The sequence below is a fragment of the Psychrobacillus sp. FSL H8-0483 genome (assembly GCF_038637725.1).
Lineage (GTDB): Bacteria > Bacillota > Bacilli > Bacillales_A > Planococcaceae > Psychrobacillus.
Map to the genome: position 1 here is coordinate 2,687,471 of NZ_CP152052.1, position 16,270 is coordinate 2,703,740.

Annotated in this window: 20 protein-coding genes; 4 read left to right on the plus strand and 16 right to left on the minus strand. The window is 36.6% G+C overall.

Annotated elements, in window-relative coordinates; genetic code table 11:
- Window positions 1-35 precede the first annotated feature (35 nt).
- On the minus strand, window positions 36-1,049 hold the full coding sequence (gene gpr, locus MHB48_RS12860) for a GPR endopeptidase (protein WP_342598441.1): 1,014 nt from the start codon (window positions 1,047-1,049) through the stop codon (window positions 36-38).
- A 159-nt stretch (window positions 1,050-1,208) separates the two neighbouring features.
- Here gpr and rpsT point away from each other — a divergent pair, with 159 nt between their 5' ends.
- Window positions 1,209-1,457, plus strand: coding sequence for a 30S ribosomal protein S20 (gene rpsT, locus MHB48_RS12865; RefSeq protein WP_340921965.1), 249 nt, complete (start codon window positions 1,209-1,211; stop codon window positions 1,455-1,457).
- Window positions 1,458-1,524: 67 nt separating this feature from the next.
- Here rpsT and holA read toward each other — a convergent pair whose 3' ends face one another.
- On the minus strand, window positions 1,525-2,529 hold the full coding sequence (gene holA / locus MHB48_RS12870; RefSeq protein WP_342598442.1) for a DNA polymerase III subunit delta: 1,005 nt from the start codon (window positions 2,527-2,529) through the stop codon (window positions 1,525-1,527).
- A gap of 155 nt (window positions 2,530-2,684) precedes the next feature.
- Between holA and MHB48_RS12875 the strand changes: the two genes are divergently transcribed.
- The gene (locus MHB48_RS12875) at window positions 2,685-2,819 is read left to right on the plus strand and encodes a YqzM family protein (RefSeq protein ID WP_340921969.1); all 135 of its coding nucleotides are present in this window, start codon (window positions 2,685-2,687) and stop codon (window positions 2,817-2,819) included.
- A gap of 47 nt (window positions 2,820-2,866) precedes the next feature.
- Here MHB48_RS12875 and MHB48_RS12880 read toward each other — a convergent pair whose 3' ends face one another.
- The 12 genes from MHB48_RS12880 to MHB48_RS12935 form a co-directional block, all read right to left on the minus strand.
- Window positions 2,867-4,987 carry a DNA internalization-related competence protein ComEC/Rec2 gene (locus MHB48_RS12880; protein ID WP_342598443.1) on the minus strand — a complete coding sequence of 707 codons (2,121 nt, stop codon included), beginning with the start codon at window positions 4,985-4,987 and terminating at the stop codon, window positions 2,867-2,869.
- Between the two features lie 161 nt (window positions 4,988-5,148).
- Entirely contained in the window at window positions 5,149-5,712 is a 564-nt protein-coding gene (locus MHB48_RS12885) for a ComE operon protein 2 (protein WP_342598444.1), read from the minus strand.
- A gap of 72 nt (window positions 5,713-5,784) precedes the next feature.
- Window positions 5,785-6,357, minus strand: coding sequence for a helix-hairpin-helix domain-containing protein (locus MHB48_RS12890; protein WP_342598445.1), 573 nt, complete (start codon window positions 6,355-6,357; stop codon window positions 5,785-5,787).
- A 120-nt stretch (window positions 6,358-6,477) separates the two neighbouring features.
- Window positions 6,478-7,215, minus strand: a complete 738-nt coding sequence (locus MHB48_RS12895) for a class I SAM-dependent methyltransferase (protein WP_342598446.1) — start codon at window positions 7,213-7,215, stop codon at window positions 6,478-6,480.
- Entirely contained in the window at window positions 7,215-7,568 is a 354-nt protein-coding gene (gene rsfS, locus MHB48_RS12900; protein ID WP_340921979.1) for a ribosome silencing factor, read from the minus strand. Before rsfS ends, MHB48_RS12895 begins: the two co-directional genes overlap by 1 nt.
- Window positions 7,565-8,140 carry a bis(5'-nucleosyl)-tetraphosphatase (symmetrical) YqeK gene (gene yqeK, locus MHB48_RS12905; RefSeq protein ID WP_342598447.1) on the minus strand — a complete coding sequence of 192 codons (576 nt, stop codon included), beginning with the start codon at window positions 8,138-8,140 and terminating at the stop codon, window positions 7,565-7,567. The genes rsfS and yqeK overlap by 4 nt, the downstream gene beginning before the upstream one ends.
- Window positions 8,130-8,702 carry a nicotinate-nucleotide adenylyltransferase gene (locus MHB48_RS12910; protein ID WP_342598448.1) on the minus strand — a complete coding sequence of 191 codons (573 nt, stop codon included), beginning with the start codon at window positions 8,700-8,702 and terminating at the stop codon, window positions 8,130-8,132. Before MHB48_RS12910 ends, yqeK begins: the two co-directional genes overlap by 11 nt.
- A complete protein-coding gene (gene yhbY / locus MHB48_RS12915) occupies window positions 8,699-9,004 on the minus strand; it encodes a ribosome assembly RNA-binding protein YhbY (protein ID WP_342598449.1) in 306 nt (101 codons plus the stop codon). Before yhbY ends, MHB48_RS12910 begins: the two co-directional genes overlap by 4 nt.
- The gene (gene aroE, locus MHB48_RS12920) at window positions 8,991-9,821 is read right to left on the minus strand and encodes a shikimate dehydrogenase (protein ID WP_342598450.1); all 831 of its coding nucleotides are present in this window, start codon (window positions 9,819-9,821) and stop codon (window positions 8,991-8,993) included. The genes yhbY and aroE overlap by 14 nt, the downstream gene beginning before the upstream one ends.
- An 11-nt stretch (window positions 9,822-9,832) precedes the next feature.
- Entirely contained in the window at window positions 9,833-10,936 is a 1,104-nt protein-coding gene (gene yqeH / locus MHB48_RS12925; protein ID WP_342598451.1) for a ribosome biogenesis GTPase YqeH, read from the minus strand.
- Window positions 10,933-11,394 carry a YqeG family HAD IIIA-type phosphatase gene (locus tag MHB48_RS12930; RefSeq protein WP_342601381.1) on the minus strand — a complete coding sequence of 154 codons (462 nt, stop codon included), beginning with the start codon at window positions 11,392-11,394 and terminating at the stop codon, window positions 10,933-10,935. Before MHB48_RS12930 ends, yqeH begins: the two co-directional genes overlap by 4 nt.
- Before the next feature lie 97 nt (window positions 11,395-11,491).
- Window positions 11,492-12,274: a phosphatidylserine decarboxylase gene (locus MHB48_RS12935; protein ID WP_342598452.1), complete on the minus strand. Its 783-nt coding sequence runs from the start codon at window positions 12,272-12,274 to the stop codon at window positions 11,492-11,494.
- 88 nt (window positions 12,275-12,362) lie between these two features.
- Here MHB48_RS12935 and pssA point away from each other — a divergent pair, with 88 nt between their 5' ends.
- Both pssA and sigK read left to right on the plus strand, forming a co-directional pair.
- The gene (gene pssA, locus MHB48_RS12940) at window positions 12,363-12,902 is read left to right on the plus strand and encodes a CDP-diacylglycerol--serine O-phosphatidyltransferase (RefSeq protein ID WP_342598453.1); all 540 of its coding nucleotides are present in this window, start codon (window positions 12,363-12,365) and stop codon (window positions 12,900-12,902) included.
- 121 nt (window positions 12,903-13,023) lie between these two features.
- Window positions 13,024-13,752: an RNA polymerase sporulation sigma factor SigK gene (gene sigK / locus MHB48_RS12945; protein WP_340925246.1), complete on the plus strand. Its 729-nt coding sequence runs from the start codon at window positions 13,024-13,026 to the stop codon at window positions 13,750-13,752.
- Between the two features lie 197 nt (window positions 13,753-13,949).
- Here sigK and mtnN read toward each other — a convergent pair whose 3' ends face one another.
- Entirely contained in the window at window positions 13,950-14,645 is a 696-nt protein-coding gene (gene mtnN / locus MHB48_RS12950; protein ID WP_342598454.1) for a 5'-methylthioadenosine/S-adenosylhomocysteine nucleosidase, read from the minus strand.
- A gap of 558 nt (window positions 14,646-15,203) precedes the next feature.
- Window positions 15,204-15,878 carry a YrrS family protein gene (locus MHB48_RS12955; RefSeq protein ID WP_342598455.1) on the minus strand — a complete coding sequence of 225 codons (675 nt, stop codon included), beginning with the start codon at window positions 15,876-15,878 and terminating at the stop codon, window positions 15,204-15,206.
- Window positions 15,879-16,270: the final 392 nt, after the last annotated feature.

A 16,270-nucleotide genomic window follows, 5' to 3' on the forward strand; every position in this document is an offset into this window, starting at 1 on the left:
AATCGTATGTGGAGAAGTGGAATTTTAGAACGACATCATCTACCCGTTATCCATGTTTCTAAACCGGAGGAAAGCAAATAAGCGTATTGTTCCACCCAGGCATCTGTTTCTTTTGGAGTGACAAATAAAGATGGATTTTTCCCGACAAATACTTCTTCAAACAATTTTCTTTTTTCATCCGTCGACCACGTAACCCATTCTCCGAAAATTGGTTGTAAAACAGTTTTATCTATGGAAGTTTTTTTACTTGAAACCATCGGCGTAACTGCTAATGCAGATGAAGGCCTACCTTTTTCCTCTACCTTAGATGCAATATAATGAATAACATGCTCCATTGCATCCGCATATAAGACAGGTCCGTCGACAACCATGGGTATTCCTATTGCTGTAACAGGAACACCGTACACCTCTTCCGATACTTCCTTTCGCTGATTTCCAACACCCGACCCAGGGTGAATACCGGTATTTGTAAGCTGAATCGTTTTACATAGTCGTTCACTATTCCTTGCAGCAAGTGCATCTAAAACAAGGATTAAATCTGGTTGAAACGCCTTGCTAATGGCTTCAATAAAATCACTTGTTTCAAATCCAGTTTGTCCGGTCACTCCTGGTGCGTACATGACTACTTTAACCTGTTCATTCTGAGTCAATGACGAACCTTGCAAGTATTCGATTGCCTTAGGCCCAATAGCATCAGGTGTAATTGTGGCATTCCCAAGCCCAATAATTAGTATTTTAGAGGATTCGGTTAACTTAATATGTTCATGCATCTCTTGCAACTTACGCGTAAATAATTTTTCTAAGTTTTGAAAGCTTTGTTCCTCATCTGGGCTAACAGTCAAGTCAGTTAACGTAATATATTTCCCTTTTTTCTTTCCAAGCTTTTTTTCTCCTTCCTCGTTTACTTCAATAGATGTTATTAATACAGGACCCTCTCGACTTTCTTCAAAGATAATGCCTTCTGATTCTTTTAAAGTGTCTTTCTCTCCCTTTGTTCGATGTTTGACCATTTCTTCCGATTCATCTAACAAATCTGTTCGTCCCCACATAAAATTCACCTCCAAATTAGTTTGCACGATGTGTCAAGTAAATATTCTTTGCATTTATATATTGCAATTTGTTTTTTCGTTTGTTAAAATAATGCTTGTTGTATAATACAGTTTCAACAAAAAATGTATCATCTCAGACCTTATTAGGAGGTGAAAGGTATGCCAAACATTAAATCTGCAATTAAACGTGTTAAGACAAATGAGAAGTTAAACGCTCAAAATGCAAAAGCTAAATCAGCGATGCGTACTGCTGTGAAAAAAGCTGATAACGCTGCACTTAATAACGATGAAAACGCAAAAGAACTTATTAAAACTGCAATTCAACAAGTTGAAAAAGCAGCTTCAAAAGGTTTAATTCATAAAAACGCAGCTAGTCGTAAGAAAGCTCAATTAATGAAAAAAGCGTAAATTAAAGAAGACTGGTCCGATTCTATTCGGCCAGTCTTTATTTATTTGTCTATATTTAGTCACAATTTCATTTTAATAAAAACAACTCTAAAATTCTCTCACGATTTATACTTAATGTTTTCAGTTGCAAATCAACTGTCGCTATATCATTTAATGTGCGAAGTAGCTTTTGTTCATTATGCAGCATTGGATTGTCAAATAATAATTTCACTCGATAAGGATGCACCTTAAGCTGATTGGCAATTTGCTGTGCATGGTATCCTTTTTTCTTTAAATGGCTTACTTGCACCATTAGTCTTACTTGTGTGGCAATTAATGCATTTAACTTCAATGGATCCTCTTTACGCTTCAACAAATCATGGTAAATTTCAATTGCTTCGCTTTTATTTCCTGCTAGATAAGCGTTCCCTAATGTAAATACATCCTGCTCTAAAGTTCGAACTAATAATTGCTTCACTGTATCTGCGTCAATTTCTTGATCTTCCCCTATATACGTCGCTATTTTTACTAACTCCGTTTGTAAGTGAACTAAATTCGTTCCTCCAAGTTCAATCAAGCAATTAATTGCTTCTTCAGACATTGTTTTTCCATATGTCGAAACTTCATGTAATACCCAAGTTTTTAAATCATGCGCTTGCAAACTTATTGCTTCTATCACATTTGCATACTGTTTCATTGCTTTCGTTATTTTTTTTCGTTCATCCAGCTTCTCATAAGGTGCAATAAAAATGGTAACTGCCGTTGGCGAAGGACTCTGCAACCATTTTTCTAATTCAGTCGTATCATGCATTATTTTCTCTTTTCCTTTTTCCGTCGCTTTTAAGAAAAATGCATTTTTGGCAATGACTAGTTTTTTATCAGAGAAAAAAGGGAGAGTATCTGCTTCATACATTACTTCTTCTACATTTTTTTCTTCTAAATCAAAGGAAATAACCTCTGCTTCTCCATTTGCCTTTAACTGTCTTTTAATTCTTTTCAATGTCTCTTCAATAAAGTAAGCTTCCGTTCCATATAATAAATACACATCGGATAAATTATTGTTTGTTATTTGTGCCCATTTATCTGAAATCATACTAGATCTCCTTGCTACTTATAGTTAAACTTTATTATAACGTAAAATAGGTGAATAATTTGTGACATTGTAAGTGCAAAATGAAAAAGAAGAGATTCTATGTAGATTTTTTATAGGCATTCCTTTATAATTAGGTGGAAATAGGAGGGGTAACAATGAACGAGTTTGAACAAAATGTACAGTCGAAACGTAACGACGCGATCGACTCAGGCGTAGGTTTCGCTGTCTCCTTTGGATTTTTTACAATTATGTTTGTAATTGCAGTAGTTATTGAGTTTGTTTCTCGATAATAACTGAAAAGGGTTTTGTCTATTATAGGCAAAACCCTTTTCCCTTTTTATGGGGTAGTAACAAATACCTCCCCTTTTTTCGTCACTTTTACTTCTATTGCACCGTCTTTACCCGTTTGTAAAAAAGGGATATTCAAATCATTTAGCCGTTCAACAACTTCTGGATGTGGGTGACCATAGCGATTATCAAAACTAGCCATAATAATAGATATGTTGGGATTGGTCCACGCTAAAAAAGATTCATCACTAGACGTTTTACTCCCATGATGCCCAACTTTTAATAACGTAATCTCTTTTAAAGTTTTTGGATACTTCTCCACTAATTCTAGCTCTCCTTGAATCTCCAAGTCCCCTATAAATAATCCATGAAAATAATTATTTCTCATCGATAAGACAAGCGAATCATTATTTCCTTCATAATCAGAATCAAATGGATACATATACTGCAGTTGAAAATAGTTTGAATCAATTTTATCTCCAGCTCTTTTTTCCATTATAGGTATTTGTTGTTTCTCTACTTCCTCCTTTAAGTCCCTCATTACTTCTTTGTCCAGTGAACCTGGAGAAATATGAATTTCCTCTACCTGCACTTCTCTTAATATTTCTTCTGCCCCTTCCATATGATCGGCATCAGCGTGTGTCAAGACGAGCATATCTATTTTGGTAATTCCTTTTCCTTTTAAAAAAGGTACAACAATCTGCCTTCCAATCTCATAAGCTTCCTTTGTATCCTTCCAAGCTTCTTGCTCGAAGCGTAACAACCCACCAGTATCAATCATTAGCACCTCTTTTCTATAAGGCATTTCAATGACTATACAATCTCCTTGTCCAACATTTAAAAACGTAATTTTGGTGGATGAATCTAAATATGGGGTAAGTTGAATGGTTATCATTGGCAATAAAAGAAGAAAGATACTAAATAATCGCTTTTGCTTTCTCTCTATGGAAATAAAAAAGAAAATAACACTCATATACGCAATAAATACAATTAATAGCGTAGGTTTCATCGGATTCCACAATTGATAAGGTAAGCTTCCTAAATACATTATAAAATTTCCCAGCAAAGTACGAATGGGCTCGTATAACAAAAATAGGAGATGACTTAGAGAGGTAGATATAGAGGTAAGGAATAAGAAAAAGAGATTTATTGGCAAAATGATGAAAGAAAATAAAGGGACAAAAACTAAATTAGCGAGGAAGGAAGAAATAGAAATCTCATAAAAATGATAAATAAGAATGGGATACACAATCAGCTGACATACAGCAGTAATTACTAACGATTGAAAAAGATAAGAAGTACTATGTTTTAATAGTATAGACGAATAGATTAAAGAGAAGGCAGCTAAATACGACAACTGAAACCCCAATTGAAAGATTACCCAAGGAGAGAGCCATATAAAACCAATAAGACTAATTGAAAATGCATCATCTATTGCGAGTTTTTTCTTCCATAATACACTCACTAATACGATCTCAGTAACCGAGACCGATCTCCAAACAGACGGTGCCCCTCCTGCTATAAAACCATACAGCGGAAGAGAAATGATTAAAATCCAATTTGCAGTTTCTTTTCGAACACCCAAACGAATAAGTAACTCATATATAAGGAACACAACTAATGCTACATGAAGGCCTGAAATAGCAAACAGATGCGTGATACCTAACGTTTGATAGGCATTTTGAGTATCGGATGGCATTTGTTCCCTACTGCCGATCAATAAAGCTTCGGCTTCCGACTGCAAAGACAAAGGAAAAGTTTTTTGTATATGCTGCTTCATCTTAAAACGTTTCTCCGCCATATAAGCCAAGAAGCCTTCAACTTTACCAATCACTTCATACTGTTCTACTTGTATTTGTCCGACCGCCCCGTTACTTTTTATATACTGATCCATTTCAAAAGCATATTGGTGGGACATGGGTCTTTTCGGAACTTCTTTTGCATCTACTTTGAAAATCATACCCGCGAGGGAGGTATTCATAAGAGCTAGTTTTTCCTGTTCAGATTTTATTTTCAACTGTACATACCATTTTTCATTTTCATCTGAAATGGCAAAACCTCTGATATAACTTCCATTTATTCGGTAAACGTCTGTCCATGTTAGGTTCGTTACATTCCCTTCTTTTGCTGGTTGAGGAATTACCGCTCCAACGTATGCATACGAAAGCATTCCAAATAGAAGAGTTCCAATAATAAATAGTACATGCTTTTGTTTATATATTAACCAACTACATAGCATGAGAAATAGAAGTAATAGCCTTACCGATTCATAAGCTGCAACTGTAGCTATTACAATAGATAAAGCTAGATATATAAGATTACCTTGAATAGTTATAAACCGAATAATTCAGCCACCTTCGTTTCATAAGGTGCCAATTCTTCACTACTTGCCCCTTTCTCACGCAGCTTTGTTATAAGCTCCATGTAAAGTGCAATTTTTTCATCACTTAAGAAATCAATTTTACGGTCATCAAATGGCACATGAATTACTTCCACTCCTGCTTTTTCTAGCAATTCAATCGCATAAGTGTTATTTTTGTAGTCTTGCGCATAATATAGACGCGAAATCCCAGCTTGAATAATTGATTTAGTGCATGGTAAACACGGAAAATGTGTCACGTATAAATCTGCTCCACTTACCGTAATTCCATATTTCGCACATTGCAACAAGGCGTTCATTTCTGCATGGATTGTCCGCACGCAATGGTTATCTACCACGTAGCATCCATGATCTATACAGTGGTCTCCACCAGAAATGGATCCATTGTATCCACCTGCCATAATTCGACGATCCCGTACAATTGTTGCACCAACCGCTAAACGAGTACAAGTACTTCTTAATGCAAGTAAATGGCTTTGCGCCATGAAAAATTGATCCCATGTAATTCGCTCCATATAACTACCTCCCAAATATATTACTTCCCTTAGTTTAGTAGTTTGTCGAAAAAACTTCAATATAACTTATGATTACTTTACTGTAATAAGTGGTTCTAATTTTTCAAAGGTTTTTTGTCCGATGCCGGTTACTTTCATTAAATCTTGTTTTTCCTTAAAGCCTCCAACATCTTCTCGATAAGCAATAATAGCATCAGCTTTTGCAGGGCCAATTCCTGGTAAAGTAGTTAGCATCGCTACTTCTGCTTTATTAATATTAACAAGACTGGACTTTTGATCTGGCGATGAAGAAAGTTCCTCTACTTCTTCTCCTTCTATCGGCACATAAATAACCATTTCATCTTCTACTCTTTGCGCATGGTTAATATTTTTACTATTACTCGCCGGTAAATAACCTCCAGCTAGTTCGATCGCCGTTAATACTCGATCTCCTTCGGATAGTTCATAAACTCCTGGCTTATGAACAGCACCTTTCACTTCGACATAAATGGTCGTATCTTCTATATATTCAGTTGTTTCTTCTTGTTCGGTATAGGATTCATTGGTAGGGAGAGGTTGAATTAGATCAGCTGTGGGGGATGCTGATTCCATTTGGGCTTGAATAACGAAAAATAATATAATCGCTATTACCGTTGTTGGGAGCAACAGTTTTTTCTTGTATTTCTGGACTAACATGCGGATCAGGAGTATCAGCCTCTTTCGAAAAGAGGTAAATTATATGGAGTTATAGAAACTATACTAAATTTACCTCTCGTTGAAAAGAGTTTATTTTACTGCATGGATAAAATAGCGTTCAATTGCCCCTTCTTCCTGCTCCCCAAAAATAGAGGTAGAAATAGTGACAGAGGAGAACCCAACTTGTTTTAACAAGTCAACATATGCTTCCACGGGGTACGTTCTTTGGTAATGAGATTCCTCAAAGCGTTCATAGTAGCCAGTATCATCTCGAACGAAAAATGTAATATCATGATAAATAGAATGTTCGTCTTCACCTTGTTCGGTATGCCAAATATACGCCACTTGCTCGTCTTCATACGTAAATGGACCATTAGGATAAATGACATCCATTTTATAAAGTGAATGAACATCAAAAAATAATTGACCATCTGTAGCTAACGCAGCAAAAATTTGTTGAAAAGTTTGTTCCACTTCTCCAAAAGTCTCGAGATAATTAAGGGAATCAATCGCAATTACTGCCACATCCACACCGTCGATTCCATCCATTTCAGCCATTGACTGACAGATAAAAGAAATCACCGTATTATTCTCCAAACTTCGATTTTGCGCAACCGTTAACATCGATTCCGATAAATCCACACCAATTACTTCGTAACCAGCTTTCGCAAAATGAACACTTAAAACGCCGGTACCACAGCCGATATCGACTAATCGTTTCCCTGCAGTTACAGGTGCATGATATTGCACCCATTCTGCATACTTTACATACGGAATATCCGCCATTAACGAATCATAAATAAAGGCAAACTGGTCGTAAGTGGACATTATGCGTCTTGCCCAACTTCGATCATTGGTGCATCTCCCCAAAGTCGTTCTAGGTTATAATATGAACGCTCGTCTTTGTGGAATACGTGTGCCACAACATCGCCCATATCTACTAAAATCCATCTTGCTTCATCGAAGCCCTCTAGTCGTTTCACATTATATCCCGCGATAAGTGCTTGCTCTGATAGCTCTTTAGCAATCGCTTGAACTTGACGATCCGAGTTCGCATGGCAAATTAAAAAATAATCTGCAAGTAAAGATACTCCTTGCATATTTAATATTACGATATCCTCCGCGCGTTTATCGTCTGCTGCTTTATAAGCAATCTCTACTAATGATTGTGTAGAAGTCATTCTTTCACTTTTCCTCTCTTTTGTATCAAATCATTGTAACAATGAAATGAATCCGGAAATACCGGCTGTTTTTTTCCTATCAAAAATGTAATACTGTGGTGGATGCAACTAATCATTGCATCTTCTAAATCTTTTTCTGCTTTTTCTCGTAGAAGGTCCACTCCTGGAAAATTGCGGCTTGGCTCAATCATATCGGAGATGTAAATGATTTTCTCTAGAGGGGACATGTTTGCACGACCAGTTGTATGATACTTTATAGCCTGCAAAACATCTTCATCATCAATGTTAAATTCATTTTTTGCTACATAGCTTCCGACCGGCGCATGCCAAAGCTCATGGTGGAAATTCAATAGAGTTGGATCCATCTTCTCAGAAAGAATCTTTGCTCTTAACCATTCTTTATCTGCATATTTTACACTATCATGCAAGATACCTGCAATTTCTGCCTTCGATGTATCTTCCCCATATTTCTCTGCTAGATGAATTGCCGTCAGTGCGACACCTCTTGTATGAATATATCGCTTTTCAGGCATACGATCTTTCATCTGCTTCAATACATGATCAAATTTCATATAACTTCTCCTTTTGGATGAAATCTCTCACAACATCAGGAATTAGAAACTTAGTTGTTTCTCCATTCATCAGTCGATTTCGAACGAGGGTAGAAGATAAATCAATTTGAGGGATCTCCAATGTAATAATAGGATATGCTGATTCAATTGTCGTATTTGGTCTAGATACACCGACAATTTGCACTTTTTTTACAAGTTCATCAATACGATACCACTTAGGTAAATACTCCACTTGATCTCCACCAATGATGAAGAAAAACTCCGTCTCAGGCTCTCGCTTTTGCAAAAGTTCCACCGTATCAAAAGTATAAGAAGTTCCTCCACGTGCAAGTTCTATTAATTCAACTGACATATAGGGGATTCCTTCCATTGCAAGTTCTACCATTTTTAATCGTTGGCTAGCTGTCACACGCTCGTCCATTTGTTTATGTGGAGGGGTTGCATTTGGCATCCATCTTACTTCATCTAGATTCAATGCATGCAACACTTCATTTGCAATGATTAAATGACCAATATGCGGTGGGTTAAATGTTCCACCTAAAATCCCTACTTTTTTACTCATGCACGGCTCGCTTTTGGAAGCTCGATTCGTTTATTATTTTTCGACGGTTTGTATAAAACAACGGTTAAACCAATCAATTGCACTAGCTCAGCCTTCGTTCCTTTAGCAAGAGCAACTGCCACTTCCTGCTTCTCGTCTTCGCAGTTTTGTAAAATACTAATTTTAATTAATTCACGTACTTCTAACGCTTCACCAATTTGCTTCACCATTGCATCATTGACGCCGCCTTTTCCAACTTGAAAAATTGGGGATAGATGATGTGCTTGACTACGTAAAAATCTTTTTTGTTTACCTGTTAACATAATTTCCTCCTAATTGCTCTGTCAATCTTAAAATCATTTCATCTGAATCTGGATTCAATTCATTCCAATATGAAAAGGCTAGTGCTCCTTGATGAACAAGCATGCCTAGGCCATTAATTGTTCGAACATTGTATTTTTCGGCATCCTCTAAAAATGGGGTAACTAAAGGATTATATACAATATCTGCAACAATTGCATCTTCTTTTATTTTATTTAGCTGAATTGGTAACGTTGTTGAGTTGCTTTTCATACCTAATGAAGTCGTTTGAACAATAATATCAAATAGTTCTAAATTGTCTTCTGCCGCTTGTAAAGTCAATGCTTGTCCAATTTGTAAATCTTCCACCAGTTTTTCTGCATTCGCATACGTGCGATTTGCAATAGCAATATTTTTAAAGCCTCTTTGCTTGAACGCATGGACAATACCTCTTGCTGCACCACCTGCACCTAGCATTAAGATACGATCCTTTGCTTTAATAGGGCCGAGGGATTGGATAAAACCCAACCCATCCGTATTGTAGCCAACAAATTTACCATCTACTGTTTTCACAACCGTATTTACTGCTCCAATGTGTATAGCAGACTCATCAATTTCATCTAAAAAAGGAATAATTGCTTCTTTATACGGTACGGTCACATTCCAACCGCTGCAACCGAGAAGCTTTAAAGCTTGTACAGCCACTTCTAGCTTTCCTTCTTCTACATGAATTGGAATATACGTTGCTTCTATTTCCAGCTCTTGAAGCCATGTGTCATGCATATATGGAGAAAGTGAATGTGCAATAGGATTTCCTATAACCGCAAACCATTTTTTCATTCCAATTCCTCCTAAATAAGCGACGGGCGAACGGAAACCTCTACGCCAGCAGGTGCATGAGCTGCAACAATTACGCCCCCGTTTTGCACTGTGATCCAACCAAGACCAGAAAATACGATATCTGTTTTTGGATCTTTAATCTTAAATTCATGGCGGACTAAAGGTGGGAACTGGTCAACAAACTGTTCCGAAGGTGGGGATAGTAGCTTACCTTTATGTTCTTTATATAAATTATCTGCATTTTCGAGCTTTGTACGATGAATCAAAATATCATTCGCAATATGACAAGTAAAGGCTGCGCGATCCCCTTTAATAAAATCAAAACGAGATAATCCACCTAAATATAGCGTCTGCTCACTGTTGAGTTGGAAAACTTTTGGCTTAATTTCTTTCTTTGGCGTAATGAATTTAAGCTCCGTTGGATCCAAATAATGCGCCATTTGATGGTGATTAATAATACCTGGTGTGTCGTACAATGATTTTTCATCATCTAATGGAATTTCAATCATATCAAGTGTCGTACCTGGGAAATGAGATGTAGTAATGACCGCATCTTCTCCAGTAGCTTGTTTAATAATACGATTGATAAACGTAGATTTCCCTACATTTGTACATCCAACGACATACACATTTTCACCTTTTCGGTAGTGTTCAATTGCTTCCATTGCTTCCGGCATACCTGTTCCTTTATGTGCACTAACAAACAACACATCGATCGGAGATAAGCCTAACTTCTTCGCTTCTTGTTTCATCCAGTTAATTACTTTGTTTTTCTTTACAGATTTCGGTAACAAGTCCGCTTTATTGGCAATTAATAAGATGGGATTATTCCCTACAAAACGATGCAATCCTGGTAGCCAACTACCGTTAAAATCAAATATGTCGACGATCTTCACGATTAAACCTTTTTGTGTCCCTAAGCCGTTTAAAATACGTAAGAAATCATCATCTGTCAATGAGACGGGTTGTAATTCATTGTAATTTTTCAGGCGAAAACAACGCTGACAAATAATATCCTCTTTTTCTAATGAAGAAACAGGTGCATAACCAGGTTCTCCTACTACTTCTGTTTGAATCGTTGTACCACAACCGATACATTTTGGTGCTTCTGTCACGCTTCTTCCTCCCATGTCACTTGACCTTTTTTTTCCAAGTAACTAAAAATTCTTCGTTCAACCATTCTATTGAACTTTGTGACAAATCCATCCGATTTTGCGACTGGAATCACCAAAATCGTATGGAGTTTTTGTCGATTTCCTCCAAAAACATCCGTTAAAAGTTGGTCACCAATTACAACAACTTCTTCTCTTTTCACAGACATGGTATTTAACGCCTGTAGGAAAGCTTTCCCGAGTGGTTTTCGAGCCTTGAAAATAAAAGGGATTCCAAGTGGGTCTGCGAATGATTTCACTCGCAATTCATTGTTATTGGAAACAATCGTCACTTGAATTCCCGCAGCTTTCATTCCAACAAACCATTCGATTAATTTAGGTGTTGCATCTGGGCGATCCCACTCCACTAATGTGTTATCCAGATCTGTAATAATCGCTGTAACGCCTTTCTCTTTTAACATTTCCGGCGTAATGTGAAAGACACTTCTTACAAATTCACTTGGTATAAAATTTGAATACAAAGATTAACACTCCAATTCGACGCATTTTCTCTAACGATTATAGCATAGTTGCTACGATCTCACCCATTCGCACAAAATTCCGAGGTTTTACATGACTCGAAAACTCGATACTATTCTCCTGAAACAGCATAACTACTGTAGAACCAAACGAGAAATAGCCAACTTCTTCACCTTTTTTCCACTCCTGCGAAGTATTCGTAAGTTCGATAGAATTGACAAACATTGCCCCTACTTTGATATGGAAACAGTGTTTTCCATTTGGCATATGAAGTTCTGTTAGCAAACGATAGTTCCCACTAATTGTTTCTTTCCCATATTGAAGTCCCCATTTATTGACTGGATAGGATTTTTTTCCGAGGACAAATTGACGCTTCACTTTGCCATCAACTGGTGCGTGAATACGGTGATATTCAGCTGGACTTAAATAGAGAATCATGTATTTCCCATTTTCATATTCTTTAGCTATTTTTTGTGATCCTAGCATATCATGTAGTGTATACGCTTTTCCTTTTACGAAAAAAATCCCTTCGGACGTAATATCGCCGAAAGTTTCAATCGTTGCATCTACGGGACTTATAACACTAGATGGCGAATCATCTAATGGTCTACTGTCCTCTTTCACTTCCCGAATAAAAAAATCATGCAATGTAGAAAAATCATCGACATGACGGATTACTTCTTGAGTTTTAATATTAAAATATTTAATATAAGAGGGTATAAATTTTTTACTCATTTTTGACTGTGAAAATGCTTTAATCATGGATGACGACCATTTCCCATTTGTTAATTCGATCATTGATTGATATAATTTTTCTCTCATTTTAGTCTCCCTATGAAAAATAACTTACAATTTTTGCTTACTCGAAGTATAATGAATAGATATATTATTTGTAAAGGAGTGATTTGCAATGTATTTACCCAATGCTATGACTCAAACAGTTAAAAAATTGAAATCACATGCAGCCAATATGCTTACCATTTGTAATCTTGCATTTGGTGGGGCAGCAATTATGGCAACAATGAATGAACATTACACGTTCAGTGTGTTATTTATATTTATAGCAGGTTTATTAGATCGATTTGATGGTATGGTTGCAAGAAAATTTAATCTAGAATCAGAATTAGGAAAACAACTCGATTCCATGAGCGATATCATTTCTTTTGGTGTAGCTCCAGCATTGTTAATGTATGCATTAATTTTGAACGAATATAGTGTTACTGGAATGATTATGACTGTCATTTATATAGCATGTGGTGCATTTAGACTTGCTAGATTTAATGTTTCTGAACCTAATGGATTTTTTACTGGCCTTCCAATTACAGTTGCTGGTGTCATATTAACACTATCTTATTTTGCAATTAATTTTGTTCCTTCTGTAACCTACATGTTTTTATTTATCATTTTATCTTTGTTAATGATTAGCACATTTACTTTACGAAAAGTATAAGAGCTCACCGTACTTTTCAAATAATTTAAACCTCTGAAGCGACTGCCATTGCAGTCGTTTTTTTCATATTCTACCTTTTTTCGACATATACTAAGCTTATAACTAGATGGAGGTGAACATAATCTCTGGTCTTTTGACTGCTTTTATCGGCATCATCTCAGATCTTCCACTTGTTCTAGGATACTTAAAAGGTCAGGCGTTCCATCAACCACTTACTCCAGAAGAAGAAAAAGTGATGATTGAGCGTTTTTTAGACGGAGACTTATCCGCAAGAGATGAACTCATCGAACGTAATATGCGCCTCGTTGCTCACGTCGTCAAGAAATTTCATCCAAAACATGAGCTCTTAGACGATTATATTTCCATTGGTACAATTGGTTTGATGAAAGCTGTAAATAGCTACACGCCTACGAAAAAGACGAAATTAGCAACGTATGCTGCAAGGTGTATTGAAAATGAAATTCTTATGTACTTACGATCATTAAAAAAAGTACAAAAAGACATTTCTTTACATGAGCCAATCGGAATGGATAAAGACGGCCATTCGTTAGAAATAACTGATTTACTTCAAGGAATCGATAAAAGTACGGATGAACAACTTGTTGACGAAGAAGATACAAATCGATTATATACACATTTGTCTCAATTAGAAAAACGAGAGTTAGAAATTATCGTTCGTCGATATGGCTTACTAGGTCATGAGCCAATGACACAAAAAGAAATATCCAAACAGTTGAAGATATCTAGGAGTTACGTCTCACGAATCGAAAAACGTGCTCTCGTTAAACTGTACCAATATTATATTCATGAAAAAAACTCTTTTGATGTATCGAACACCAAAAGAGCTTAGAGGAATTTAATCTTCGCTTGTCTCTGCTATCATCACAAATGCCAATACTGCAGTAATTAAAATAGACATAGCCATAATAAAAATCATTCGATCTCCCCCTATTACAATATGAAAGCGCTTGATGCTATCATCATAGCATATATTTAAATAATTATTAATATGAAAATATTTAAGGGGTTTGTCTAATTCATGACAAGTTAGGATATTCTCTCGATAACATGTAATACAATTTGAGTTGAGTGTTTAGCTGCAACTGGTAAGAACTCATCGAAACTAACAGAAGACTCTTTCCCAGCGATATCTGATAATGCACGAATTACGACAAAAGGTACATCGAATTGATGACAAACTTGTGCAACTGCAGCTGCTTCCATTTCACATGCTTTCATTTGTGGGAAGTTTTGTCGAACAATTTCCACTTTTTCTGGATTATGCATAAAAATATCACCAGTTGCAATTAATCCAGTTGCTGTTTGATGTTCTCCTATTTCTTTTACGGCTGCTTCTGCAAGTTCCATTAAGTGTACATTTGCTTTAAATGCAGCAGGTAGCTGTGGCACTTGACCTATCTCATAACCAAATGCTGTAACATCTACATCATGGTGTCTTACTTCATCCGAAATAACAATTGCTCCTACCTCTAAGTTTGGATCATAACCACCTGCTGAACCCGTATTAATAACATAATCAGGTTTAAATTCGTTTAATAAAATGGTAGTAGTCATCGCTGCATTTACTTTACCAATTCCACTCTTAAGTAAAATTACCTCATGGTTTTTATATGTACCAACAGTAAATTCACTGTTCGCGATTATTTTTGTTTCTGCATTCTTAATTTCACTTCTTAATAATTCTACTTCTTGTTCCATTGCACCTATTACTGCTATTTTCATTTAATATTACTCCTCTCTAAAAAGCACTTCTTTAAAAATAAGTCAAAGACACCTCTCCAGTCAAGAGGCAGATGAAAAAGTCTATTAATCATCTCTTAGCGAGTTCTTGAACGACAAGTCGTTCAAAATAACATCTAGGAGATTCCGTTGCAGGCGGACGCTTTCCGCGGGCGGTCCGTGAGCTCCTCGTCGCAAGCTCCTGCGGGGTCTCACCTGGACGCGCTTTTCCCGCTGGAGTCGCCGCCTTCCACTCCAATCACCATGGTCGCAATGCGATTCTACCGATTCGCATGTTCAAATATCTATTATTGAACGAAAAAGAGGAGAAATAGACAAAGAAATCCGGTACTTCCTGTTCAAACTTGAACAACAAGGGCCGGATTTTTGTTTAAAAAGAATTTACTGTTTTAAAAACGTTAGTTTTACAGTGCCCTCTCTCCAGTCTGGAGGGGTCTTTTTTTAGTCTCTGTTAAACAGTCATGTGGTTATGAACAAAATCCGATGGTTTCCCACGGGCAATTCGACAAACATCTTGACTAGCTCCATCTATTAAGATGCCTAGTCTAGAGAATTTAATTTTTCTTTTTTAGTTGGTTTCCATCCTTGACCATCTACCCACTCTAAAGATATACGGTAAATCTCACTTCCATCTTTAGATGTAACCGTTCCAATCGATTTTTGTGGACTTCCACCATTCCCAAGAAACTTAACATACATATTCGATGGTTCAAGGTTAGCGGCATAGGCTAATGCTTCCACTTTTTCTGCCCAATCGACGGAATTTTGATCATAACTGGAAACGTGTTCACCAGTTTGCATCGTCCCAATTGGTTGCCAACCAGAATCTACTATCTCTGATTCTACATTTGAATCACTAGATGGTTCTGTTGTAATTGTTCCTGTACTTTCCTCTATTGTTTCTGACTCTTCTTCTTTATCCTCTACAGATGATTCCGTGTTCGTTTCGTCTTGTGCATTTACTTCGTCTGTTGAACTATTCTCTTCTTCTATATCAGTAGAGTCTTCAGTAGTATCATCTTCGTTATTCGTTATTGGAGATGTATTTGGTTCTACTGCACTATCTTTCACTTCATCGTCAGTAACTATATTGACAACCGTAACAATAATAAGGACGAGCACAATACCAATCAGCACATTTAGCATCGTATTAGTTTTTTTCTTTCGATGTTTTTGATTTAGGCGTGAATTCATTCTTCGATTATTTTCTGGCATACAATTCCTCCTCCATTTATTAGAGAACATATTACTTATAGACGATTATAACTTACTTTTTGTTTCATAATAAATAGCTCTGTTAAATGTTCATGTTGTTATAGACGAAAATCCGCTCGTTTTCCGCGGACGAACCGCCAAACCTCCTCTGGGCAACAGGATGTTGGTCACAGCGCCCCTTTTACGTTGAAGGCTTAGCCGACAGACGCAAATCCGTTGCCACATGAATGTGGCAATGGATTTGTTCCAATAAGCCCGCTATGGAGTCTTGGCAACTCGTTTTTCCGCAGGAGTCTCGCCGATTTTCATTACAAAATATATGCTTCAAAAAAAAACAACAGTTTAATATAACAGAGCATAATATATAAAAAAAGAGGTAAACACTGGTGTTT